The 9,982-nt window shown below is 67.9% G+C and carries 9 protein-coding genes; 4 read left to right on the forward strand and 5 right to left on the reverse strand.

The features are described from left to right. From V7778_RS09870 to V7778_RS09890, 5 genes are all read right to left on the reverse strand, one after another. The gene (locus tag V7778_RS09870; protein WP_335554597.1) at positions 1 to 381 is read right to left on the reverse strand and encodes a tautomerase family protein; all 381 of its coding nucleotides are present in this window, start codon (positions 379 to 381) and stop codon (positions 1 to 3) included. Between the two features lie 59 nt (positions 382 to 440). Continuing rightward, a complete protein-coding gene (yacG, locus tag V7778_RS09875; protein WP_335554600.1) occupies positions 441 to 620 on the reverse strand; it encodes a DNA gyrase inhibitor YacG in 180 nt (59 codons plus the stop codon). A 4-nt stretch (positions 621 to 624) separates the two neighbouring features. Then, positions 625 to 1,380, reverse strand: a complete 756-nt coding sequence (gene zapD / locus V7778_RS09880) for a cell division protein ZapD (protein WP_335554601.1) — start codon at positions 1,378 to 1,380, stop codon at positions 625 to 627. Positions 1,381 to 1,589: 209 nt separating this feature from the next. Beyond that, positions 1,590 to 2,201, reverse strand: coding sequence for a dephospho-CoA kinase (gene coaE, locus V7778_RS09885; RefSeq protein WP_335554604.1), 612 nt, complete (start codon positions 2,199 to 2,201; stop codon positions 1,590 to 1,592). 1 nt (position 2,202) lies between these two features. Further along, positions 2,203 to 3,072: a prepilin peptidase gene (locus V7778_RS09890; RefSeq protein WP_335554607.1), complete on the reverse strand. Its 870-nt coding sequence runs from the start codon at positions 3,070 to 3,072 to the stop codon at positions 2,203 to 2,205. Between the two features lie 181 nt (positions 3,073 to 3,253). Between V7778_RS09890 and V7778_RS09895 the strand changes: the two genes are divergently transcribed. The 4 genes from V7778_RS09895 to V7778_RS09910 form a co-directional block, all read left to right on the forward strand. Next, positions 3,254 to 4,624: a hypothetical protein gene (locus V7778_RS09895; RefSeq protein ID WP_335554610.1), complete on the forward strand. Its 1,371-nt coding sequence runs from the start codon at positions 3,254 to 3,256 to the stop codon at positions 4,622 to 4,624. A 100-nt stretch (positions 4,625 to 4,724) separates the two neighbouring features. Further along, positions 4,725 to 5,786 carry a LacI family DNA-binding transcriptional regulator gene (locus tag V7778_RS09900; RefSeq protein ID WP_335554613.1) on the forward strand — a complete coding sequence of 354 codons (1,062 nt, stop codon included), beginning with the start codon at positions 4,725 to 4,727 and terminating at the stop codon, positions 5,784 to 5,786. A 293-nt stretch (positions 5,787 to 6,079) separates the two neighbouring features. Beyond that, positions 6,080 to 8,362 (forward strand): TonB-dependent receptor domain-containing protein, encoded by a 2,283-nt coding sequence (locus tag V7778_RS09905; protein ID WP_335554616.1) that lies wholly within the window; start codon positions 6,080 to 6,082, stop codon positions 8,360 to 8,362. Between the two features lie 59 nt (positions 8,363 to 8,421). Further along, positions 8,422 to 9,982, forward strand: a 1,561-nt coding sequence (locus tag V7778_RS09910; RefSeq protein ID WP_335554619.1) for an alpha-amylase family glycosyl hydrolase, incomplete at its 3' end; no start/stop codon positions are given.

A 9,982-nucleotide genomic window follows, 5' to 3' on the forward strand; every position in this document is an offset into this window, starting at 1 on the left:
TCAGGTATGCAGCAACCTCCCCCCTGCAAACGACCAGTTCTCCCACCCCACCTCCTTGAACACCACCATCACGTTCTCGGGCTCCATCCCCGCGTCGCGCAGCTTCGTCATCAGTTCCGCCAGCAGCTTCTTCTTGACCTTCACGCTGCGTCCCACCGACCACAGGATCTCGATCAGGACGAAGTCTTCGTTGCGCGGCGTATGCAGGTCCGGGTAGTCGGCGCCATAGCGGAAATCGGCGGCGTCGAGTTCGAACACGCGCTGGAACTGGTCGGTCGCCGGCACGCCCACCGCCACCAGGGCGTGATGGACGCCGTCGAACACCGTGGCCTTGAAGGCGGCGGACTTGGGCTTGCGGACGGTGATGGAAACAAGCGGCATGACGATCCTTTCACGTTGGGTCGAACCAGTGGGGGCGCTGGTACGGGCGCATGCCGCCGTCAGTCGTCCGACGGCTTGTCTTGCGGGTCGGTGGGGGCGCCGCCGGGGATGGTGTACTTCTCCTCGGCCCAGGCGCCCAGGTCGATCTGTTTGCAGCGCTCGGAGCAGAAGGGGCGGAACTTGTTCGCCGGGGTCCACTCGACCTTCTTGCCGCAGGTGGGGCAGGCAACTACCGTCATGGGATCAGAAATTACAAAGGGTTAAATCGAAAGGCACGTCTTCTTCCAGGGGCTTCGGCTTGAGGTCGCCGTCCTGGGTGGTGAAGCGTACCCACAGCATGTACTTGTTGGCCGAGATCTCGGGAATCGCGCCGGTGGACTCGTCCAGGGTCAGGCGCAGCATCTGGTAGACCTTCCCCTGCAGCATCTGCTGGTAGCTGCCGGCGTTGGCGATCATCTTGACCGGCCGGCCGGAGTCGCGCAGCAGGCGCAGCACCAGCGACAGCGCATCGCACAGCGGCGCCAGCGGCGCGAACCAGTTCATGATGTCGGCGTGGCGCTGCTCGGCCGGGCGCTTCTGCCAGGCATAGTATGAGGGAAGATCGAATTCGCAGGCGCCGCCGGGGATGATGGTGCGGCCGCGGATGCTCATCAGCCACTCGTTCTCGCGCACGTTCTGGCCGGTCTTGCCCTGGCTGCCCACCAGGGCGCCGCTCACCTGGTCCAGCTCGGCCAGCACGGCGTCGAGCATCTCGGCGGCGACGGCGGGATTGCTGCGGTAGGCCAGCAGGCTCTGCTTCTGGCGCTCGAGTTCCTGCAGCAGGTCGGACTTGAGGTCGGCACGGCCCGCGACTTCGAGCATGTCGAAGATGGTTGCCAGCGCCACGTGATGCTGCATCGGGTGTTCCTGATGCACAAAGAACTTGAATTTCTCGTACAGGTCTTCCAGCCGCAACAACGTGCGAATCCGCTCGTTGAAAGGATATTCGTAGACGATCAAAATGACATTCCTCTGAAAGGGAACCCTGAAAAACCTACTGCGCGTTGCACTGCCGGTCTCCGATACTCACCGTACGTCCGTACGGCTTCGTTCTCGACCAACATTGCTGCCGCTCGCGACGGTTTTTCAAGCTTCCCGATGTAGGCTGGCTGGCAACCCCGTGATTCTGAACCATGATGCGTAAAATTACAAATCCTGCATTGATCTTGTTACATTCTCTTGCTATAGGACAGATACCGCGCATGTAAACGCGCCACCTGGGGCCGCAATTCGTCCAGTCCCTCGTCGTTGTTGATGATGTCGTCCGCCGCCGCCAGCCGCTGGGCGCGGGTGACTTGCGCCGCCATGATGGCCCGCACCTGCTCGGCGGCCAGGCCGCTGCGGGTCACGACGCGTGCCACCTGGGTGTCTTCCGTACAGTCGATCGCCAGCACGCGCGTCACCCGTTCGCGCCAGGTGCCCGATTCGATCAGCAGGGGAACGACGAAGATCGTGTACGGACCGGTGGCGATGGCCGCCGCCGCCGCGGTGGCCTCGCGGATGCGCGGATGCAGGATGGCTTCCAGGCGCGCGCGCGCGGTGGCGTCGGAAAACACCAGGGCGCGCATCTTCGCGCGGTCCAGGGCGCCGTCCCCGGTGGCGAAGTCCGCGCCGAATTCCGCCAGCAGGGCAGGCATCGCCGCGCCATGCGGCGCGGTCAGGGAATGCGCGATCTGGTCGGTATCGATCACCGAGGCGCCCAGCGCGGCGAACATGTCGGCCACGGTGGTCTTGCCGCAGCCGATGCCGCCGGTCAGGCCGACCGAGAACGCCTGTTCCATGTCAGGCGACCACGCTTTGAATGAAGCGGCCCAGCTGCTCGCCGTAGAACAGGGCGATCAGGCCGGCCGCGGCCAGGTAGGGGCCGAAGGGAATCGGCTTGTCGCGGCCGCGCTTGGCGAACACGATCAGGCTGATGCCGACGACGGCGCCGACCACCGAGGACAGCAGGATGATGGTCGGCAGCATGGCCCAGCCGAGCCAGGCGCCGAGGGCCGCCAGCAGCTTGAAGTCGCCGTAGCCCATGCCTTCCTTGCCGGTGGCCAGCTTGAACAGCCAGTAGACGGCCCACAGCACCAGGTAGCCGGCCGCCGCGCCGATCACGGCGTCCTGCAGGGGCACGAAGGTGCCGTTGATGTTGATGAGCAGTCCGGCCCACAGCAGCGGATAGGTCAGGTCGTCCGGCAGCAGCTGGGTGTCGAAGTCGATGAAGGTCATCGCGATCAGGAGCCAGGCGAACAGCAGGGTCGCCAGGCCCATCGCGCCGCTGCCGAAGGTCCAGACCAGCAGGCCGGAGACGACGGCGGTGAACAGTTCGATGGCCGGGTAGCGCGCCGAGATCGGGGCCTTGCAGGCGCTGCACTTGCCGCGCAGGGCCAGCCAGCTGATGACCGGGATGTTTTCCATGGCCGTGATCTGGTGGCCGCAATGGCCGCAGCGCGAACGCGGCACCATCAGGTTGAAGCGCTCCGCGTGGGGCGGCTCCTTGCCGCTTTCCATCGCCACGTAGTTGTCGGACTCCTGCTGCATCATCCTGGGAATCCGGTAGATGACCACGTTCAGGAAGCTGCCGACGAGCAGTCCGAACAGGGCGGCGGCAAGCGCGGCGCCGAGGGTGGCCGGGGGGGCGGAGAGGAGGGATTCCAAAGGCATGGCTGTCGGTCCTAAAAATGATTCCTTACATCAACCTTATTGTAGGGGTTTTCCGCGCTTTGGCGAAGGCGAAAAGCCGGACTTTTCGCGCTCGCGTGCAGATTGCACGCGATTGTGGCGGATCAGGGACCTTGTGCGGCGCGCCGTTAGGCTGGAAGGCTTCCCGCTTGCGCTCCTTGCCATGTCCAATCCGACCCTCACCTTCCTGAACCACGCCTGTTTCATGGTGCGTACCGACAGCGCGCTGCTGCTGGCCGATCCCTGGCTCGACGGCACGGTGCTGAACGATGCCTGGAGCCTGGTCGACCGCACCACCAGCAGCGCCGCCGTGATCGCCGCGCTGAACGGTTGCGGCCTGCCGGTGTTCATCTGGTGCTCTCGCGCCGCGCCCGACCGCCTGTCCCTGCCTTTCCTGCAGCGCTTCCAGGCCGAATTCCGCGGCATCGCCACCTTCCTCCATCGCCAGGGCCGGGACTGGCGCCTGGCCGACGAACTGCGCCGCCAGCGCTTCGCCCTGGCCCCTTGCAAGGACGGGCAGCCGGTTGCGCTGGGCAAGGACCTGCGCCTGACGGCTTTCGCCAACGGCGAGGCCGATTCCTGGTGCCTGATCCAGGCCGGGCGGCGCAGCATCCTGCATCTGGGCGAGCGGGCGCTCGGGACGCGGGCGGCCTGCCGCGGCGCCGCCGAGCGCCTGCGCCGGCGCGCGCCGCGCATCGACGTGCTCCTGACCGGATTCGCGAACATGGCCTGGAGCGGCAACCCGGACGGCGACGCGCAGCGCGAGGAAGCGGCCGGGCAGGGCATGGCGCGGCTCGCCATGCAGGCGGACGCATTCCGGCCGCGCCTGCTGGTGCCGGTGGCCTCGTTCGCGCGCTTCGCGCGCGCCGACAATGCCTGGCTCAACCACGGAAGGCGCAGTCCGGCCGGCCTGCTGGACGCGCCAAGGCTGGAAACGCTGCGCCCGCTCATCCGCTTCATGGCGCCCTACGACAGGATCGACCTGGAGCAGGACAGTCCCGCCAGCCTGGCGGCCCAGAGCGAGGCGGCCGTGGCGCGCTGGATGGCGTGCTGGCGCGAATCGCCGCCGCCGCTGCCGCGCCCGCCGGAAGCGAGCGTGACGGAGCTGCGCGGCGCCTTCCAGAAATACCGGGACCGCGCCTGCGCCGGCCTGTACGGCCTGCCGCGCCTGCTCGAGGCGGTGGGCGCGCTGCGTCCGCTGGCGATCCACCTGGCCGACCTGCGCCAGACCGTGGAGCTGTCGTACCGGCACGGCTTCCGGCTGCTGGCGCGCGACGGCCCGGCGGACGTGGCGCTGTGTTCAGGAACCGCGCTCTGGCTCCTGAAAGCCGGTGATGGCTACGACACGGTGTATGCCGGAGGATGTTTCTGGACCCTGCGCCCAGGGGGACTGCCGGCTTTTGCACGCTTCTTCCTGCCGCAGCGGATGACGGGTCGCGGGCTGGACCGGCGCCGTCCGCTCGCAATGGCCCGGCTCATGCTCCGCACCGTGTTCGCCAGGATGGCGCGGCAAGCGCGGGTGACGCTGCGTTGATGCCGGTGCACGCGCCGGCCATTCTTGTTGGCTTTTCACGCCTGCCGCGCTGGCATACAATCGGCGCTCGCCTCTCTGGGGCATTGCGGATTGAACGACTATGGCGAAAGCACGGCAGGATTCAGGCGAGGACCAGGCGCAGCGACGCCTGCAGATGGCGGACATCGCCCGGCTTGCGGGGGTGTCGACGGCCACCGTGTCGCGCGCACTGAATAACAGCCCGCTGGTCAACGACGAGACGCGCCAGCGCATCCTGGAGCTGGCGGCTTCGCTCAAGTACTCGATTAACATCGGCGCCCAGAACCTGCGCCTGAAGCAAAGCCGGACCATCAGCGTCCTGATTCCCTACGAGCGCAAGACCCACCAGCACCTCACCGATCCCTTCCTGCTCGCCATGCTGGGAAGCCTGGCCGACGCCCTGAGCGAGCAGGGTTTCGACATGCTGTTCTCGCGCGTCGATACCGGCCAGCTCGGCGCGGCCGCGGCGGCGCACTACGATTCCGGGCGCGCGCTCGGCGTCATCCTGGTGGGGCAATGGGGGCGCCACGAGGAGCTCAACCAGCTGGCCGCGCGCAAGGTGCCGATCGTGGTCTGGGGCGCGCAACTGCCGCAGCAGCTCTACTGCTGCGTCGGCAGCGACAACGTCACCGGCGGCATGCTCGCCACCGAACACCTGATCGCCCAGGGGCGGCGGCGCATCGCCTTCTTCGGCGACCTCGAGCTGCCCGAACCGGCGCAGCGTTACCAGGGCTACTGCGCGGCGCTCGCCAAGCACGGGATCGCGCCGGATTCGGCGCTCCAGGTGTCGAGCTCCTTCCTGCCCAGCGGCGGCAGGGAAGCCGTGGATGCCATGGCCGCACGCGGCGCGGCGTATGACGCGGTGTTCGCCTGCAGCGACCTGCTGGCCATGACCGCCATCGACAGCCTGCGCGCCCGCGGACTGCGTGTGCCGGAAGATGTGGCGGTGGTCGGTTACGACGACATCGACCAGTCGGCCTGGTTCCATCCCCGCCTCACCACGATCCGCCAGCCGATCGGCGCGGCAGGGCAGGTCATGGTGGCCTCGCTCATGACCTTGATCGAAGGCGGCGCCGCAGCCTCGACCGAGCTGCCGACCGAGCTGGTCGTGCGCGCTAGCGCCGGCGAATCCTCAGCCAGCTGATTCACCGCCTCAGGGCCCGCTAGCCTCTTGTCTGCAACACATTGCAATCGTTTGCATTTCTGCCCCTGTCTGGGAGTATGCTACTGGCCTTTCGCAGTGGATGAAAGATCTCTCTATGCAGGCGGACTTGGAGGATGTTGCAATATAGCTACAATACCCCGGCCTGAAAAATGTTATTGCAATCGATTGCAATAAAATCGAAAACTGGTGATAATTTATTCACCAAAGGCGCCAGCGGCGCTGCGGCCCCGGCGAGCGCGAAACCGCGCCACAAATAAAAACGAAGGAGACTCATGAAACTCACTTGCACCCGCATGGGCGCGGCGGTATCGCTCGCCCTCTTGCAGATGGGCGGCGCCAGCGCCCAGGAAACGCCAGCCCAGGCCCCGGCCGCCGATGGCCTGCAGATGGAGCGCGTCGTCGTGACCGGCACCGCCGCCGGCACCTCGAAGATGAAATCCAGCGTATCGGTCAGCACCCTGGACGCCGATGCGATCTCGCAGGCGGTGCCGACCAGCGCGGCGGACGTGCTGCGCTCCGTGCCGGGCGTGCGTTCCGAGTCCTCAGGCGGCGAAAGCAATGCCAACATGACCGTGCGCGGCGTGCCCATCTCGGCCGGCGGCGCGCGCTACGTGCAGATCCAGGAGGATGGCCTGCCGGTGCTGCAGTCGGGCGACTTCAACTTCATCACGCCCGACGCCTACGTGCGCATCGACGGCGGCCTGTCGCACCTGGAAGTGGTACGCGGCGGCTCGGCCTCGACCCTGGCGACCAACGCCCCGGGCGGCATCATCAACTTCATCGGCAAGACCGGCGAAGAGGAGGGCGGCAGCGTCACCCTGACCAAAGGCCTGGACTACGATTCCTCGCGCATCGACATCGACTACGGCGGCCGCCTGTCGCCGAAGACCCGCTTCTTCGTCGGCGGCTTCTACCGCAGCGGCGAGGGCGTGCGCAAGACCGGCGTGACCAGCGAACAAGGAGGACAACTGCGCGCCAACCTCACGCGCGAGTTCGACAACGGCTATGTGCGGTTGTCGTTCAAGCATCTCGAGGACCGCAGCCCGACCGCGCTGCCGGTGCCGGTGCGCGTCACCAGCCAGCACATCTCCACCATCGAGGGCATCGACCCGCGCACCGTCAGCTTCTATTCGCCGCACTGGGTGCCCGATCTCGTCCTCGACAAGGCCAACCGGCTGGTCGCGCACGACGTCAATGACGGCATGAGTGTGCGCAGCAACGCCTTCGGCCTGGAAGCCCAGTTCGCGCTTGGCGGCGGCTGGACCTTGACCGAGCGCCTGCGCAAGTCCAACAACAGCGGCCGCTTCCTCGGCGTGTTCGCCGCCAACAACGGTACGGACGGCAGCTATAGCTTCGCGACCGGTCCGCGCGCCGGCCAGGCGTACACGGGACGGGCCTTCTCGGCCGTGGTGTTCAATACCGGCATCGACGACGCCGGCTCGCTCATGAGCGACACCAAGCTGGCCAGGACCTTCGCCCTGGACGGCGGCGCGAAGCTGACCGCCACCGGCGGCCTGTACGCCTCGATCCAGGACCTGGGCCTGACCTGGAACTTCAACGAATACCTGATGCAGGCCAGCGGCGACGAGCCGGCCTTGCTCCAGACCGGCAATGCCACGCCCGGCCTGGTCAGCCCGGCCTTCGGCGCCTGCTGCTCGCGCGCCGTCGACATGCGCTACAAGTACCTCTCGCCCTATGCCAACCTGGGGCTCGAGATGGGCAACCTGAACGTGGACGCCAGCCTGCGCCACGACCGCCAGGAAGCGAGCGGCAGCGCCAACATCGCCACCGGCGCGCGCCGCTACGATGCGGCCACCGCCCAGGCGGTCGACTACGACCTGAGCCACAACTCCTACTCGGCCGGCGCCAACTACCGGCTCTCGAAGGCATTGGCCGTGTTCGCGCGCATCAGCGAAGGCGTCGCCTTCAATGCCGACCGCATCCTGTTCGGCGCGCCGCTGGACGGCAGCGTCCCGGTCAGCATCAATACCGTGCGCCAGCTCGAAGGCGGCGTGAAGTGGCGCAATGGCCCGCTGAGCGCCTTCGTCACCGCCTTCCACGCCAAGACCCGCGAAAGCAATTATGAAGTCACCACCCAGACCAGCACCGCCAACAGCTACGAGGCCAAGGGCGTCGAGCTGGAAGCGGCCTGGCGCAGCGGCGCCTTCCAGGCCAACGGCGGCCTGACCCTGACCGACGCCGAGATCATCGCCACAGCGCCGGGCGCCGAAGCGGTCATCGGCAACACGCCGCGGCGCCAGGCGCGCGCCGTGTACCAGCTGGCGGCCAGCTACGAGTTCGGCCCGGCCCTGTTCGGGGCCAGCCTGGTCGGCACCGGCAAGTCCTGGGCCGACGACCAGCACACGATCCTGATGCCGGCCTACCGCACGGTCAGCGCCTTCGTGAACTACCAGCTCAACGAACGCGTGATGCTGGCGCTGTCGGCCAGCAACCTGTTCAACGAGATCGGCTACACCGAAGTCGAAGGCGACGGCCACGCGGCGCGTTCGATTGCCGGACGTGCGATCAAGGCCAGCCTGAAATACGCCTTCTGAGCCGCTCTCCCATTGCCGGCGTCCCGAGGGCGCCGGCTGTTTTCTCTCCTGTTCCAGCCATGACCGACTTTCCTTCCCCCCAGCGGCTGCTCGCGGCGCTTCCCTCCCACCTGCGCGAGGACGCGGCGCGGCGCTATGCCGCGCACGGGCCGCTGCTGTACCGGCGCCTGGCCGCGCTCTACGGCGGACGGCCCGGATTCGACGCCTGGTACGGCGAGCTGCTGTCCGCCATCGGCGCGCTGTACGCCGCGCGTCCGGCGCAGCTGCGCGAGCTGGATGCCCGGCGCGAGGCCGATCCGGGCTGGTTCCAGCGCCAGGACATGCTCGGCTATAGCGCCTACGCCGGCCGTTTCGGCGGCGACCTGCGCGGGGTGGGACGCCGCATCGGCCACCTGCGCGCGCTCGGCGTCAACTACCTGCACCTGCTGCCTTTCCTGCGCGCGCGCGCCGGCGAAAACGACGGCGGCTTCGCCATCGCCAGTTTCGACGAGATCGATCCCACGCTCGGCAGCATGGACGACCTGGGGGGCTTGTGCACGGAGCTGCGCGCGGCAGGCATCAGCCTGTGCGCCGACTTCATCCTGAACCACGTCGCCGACGACCACCCCTGGGCGCTGGGCGCCGCCGCGGGTGACACGCGCCTGCGCGAATTCTTCCACGTGTTCCCCGACCGCAGGCTGCCCGACCGTTACGAACGCGGCCTGGGCCAGGTCTTCCCTGAGGCCGCGCCCGGCAATTTCACCGAGGTGCCGGCCATGGGCGGCTGGGTCTGGACCACCTTCTACCCCTTCCAGTGGGACCTGAACTACGCCAACCCGGCCGTGCTGGCCGAGATCGCGGCCGCGCTGCTGCGCCTGGCCAACCGCGGCGTCGAGGTGTTCCGGCTCGATTCCACCGCCTTCCTCTGGAAGCGCGAGGGCAGCAGCTGCATGAACCAGCCGGAGGCGCATGCCATCCTGCAGGCGCTGCGCGCGATCGTGGACATCGCCGCTCCCGGCGTGCTGCTCAAGGCCGAGGCGATCGTGCCGACCCGCGACCTGCCGGCCTACCTGGGCGAACCCGGGCAACCCGAGTGCCACCTGGCCTACCACAGCACCTTGATGGCGGCCAGCTGGGCCGCCCTGGCCGAGCAGGACGCCGGCCTGCTGCGCGACGTGATCGCCGGCACGCCCACGCTGCCGCAGGGCGCCAGCTGGCTGACCTATGTGCGCTGCCACGACGACATCGGCTGGAAGATCCTGGCCGACGAAGCCGGGTCGACGCAGCGCCTGGCCGCCATCGCGCGCTTCTTCAACGGCGGCGGCAGCTTCGCGGCCGGGGTGCCGTTCCAGGCCGGGGTGGCGGCCGAGGTCCATGCGAGCAACGGCATGGCCGCGGCGCTGGCCGGCTTCGAGACGGCCGAGGGACCGGCCGCGCGCGAACTGGCCTTGCGCCGCCTGTTGCTGGTGCACGGCGTGGCCTTCGCCTTCGGCGGCCTGCCGATGCTGTACATGGGCGACGAACTGGGCATGGGCAACGATCACGGCTACCTGGGCGACCCGCGGCGCGTCCACGACACGCGCTGGGTGCAGCGTCCGGAGATGGACGAGGCCAGTCTGGCGCGGCGCGACGACCCGTGCG

It is taken from the genome of Massilia sp. DD77, from assembly GCF_036961685.1.
In the GTDB taxonomy this organism is placed as follows: domain Bacteria; phylum Pseudomonadota; class Gammaproteobacteria; order Burkholderiales; family Burkholderiaceae_D; genus Telluria.